Here is a 1182-nt window from a genome sequence, read left to right as displayed (position 1 = left end):
GCGCAGGGCGTCCACGCGGTCGGTGCGTTCCCAGGTGAAGTCGGGCAGTTCGCGGCCGAAGTGGCCGTAGGCGGCGGTCTGGGCGTAGATCGGGCGGAGCAGGTCCAGGTCGCGGATGATGGCGGCCGGGCGGAGGTCGAAGACCTCCTCGATGGCCTTCTCGATCCTGCCGGTCTCCACCGTGTGGGTGCCGAAGGTCTCCACGAACAGGCCGACCGGCTCGGCCTTGCCGATGGCGTAGGCGACCTGCACCTCGCAGCGGCTCGCCAGGCCCGCGGCGACCACGTTCTTGGCCACCCAGCGCATCGCGTAGGCCGCCGACCGGTCCACCTTGGAGGGGTCCTTGCCGGAGAAGGCGCCGCCGCCGTGGCGGGCCATGCCGCCGTAGGTGTCGATGATGATCTTGCGGCCGGTCAGGCCCGCGTCGCCCATCGGGCCGCCGATCTCGAACCGCCCGGTGGGATTGACCAGCAGCCGGTAGCCCTCGGTGTCCAGCTTGATGCCGTCCTCCAGCAGCGCCCTGAGCTCCGGCTCCACCACGAACTCGCGGATGTCCGGGGCCAGCAGCGACTCCAGGTCGATGTCGGAGGCGTGCTGGGAGGAGACCACCACCGTGTCCAGGCGCACCGCCTTGTCGCCGTCGTACTCGATGGTCACCTGCGTCTTGCCGTCCGGACGCAGGTAGGGGATCGTGCCGTTCTTGCGCACCTGCGACAGGCGCCTGGCCAGGCGGTGCGCCAGGAAGACCGGCAGCGGCATCAGCGTCGGCGTCTCGTCGGTGGCGTAGCCGAACATCAGGCCCTGGTCGCCGGCGCCCTGCCGGTCCAGCTCGTCCTCGTCGCCCTCGACGCGGGCCTCGTAGGCGGCGTCCACGCCCTGCGCGATGTCCGGGGACTGCGCGCCGATCGACACCGACACGCCGCAGGAGGCGCCGTCGAAGCCCTTCTTGGAGGAGTCGTACCCGATCTCCAGGATCTTGTTGCGGACCAGGGTCGCGATGTCCGCGTAGGCCTTGGTGGTGACCTCGCCGGCCACGTGCACCAGACCGGTGGTGATCAGGGTCTCGACGGCGACCCGGGAGGCCGGGTCCTCCTTGAGCAGCGCGTCGAGGATGGTGTCGCTGATCTGGTCAGCGATCTTGTCGGGGTGACCTTCGGTCACGGACTCCGAGGTGAACAGGCG

The 1182-nt window shown here is 70.1% G+C and carries 1 protein-coding gene; it reads right to left on the bottom strand.

The genetic code is table 11. The features are described from left to right. The coding region (gene metK, locus ABD363_RS32375) for a methionine adenosyltransferase (protein ID WP_344610032.1) at nt 1–1182 on the bottom strand (1182 nt) is incomplete at both ends.

Source organism: Streptomyces glaucus (assembly GCF_039533365.1).
GTDB lineage: Bacteria > Actinomycetota > Actinomycetes > Streptomycetales > Streptomycetaceae > Streptomyces > Streptomyces glaucus.
Note: the sequence above shows the minus strand (reverse complement) of the source record. Positions and strands in the feature narration are given on the sequence as shown.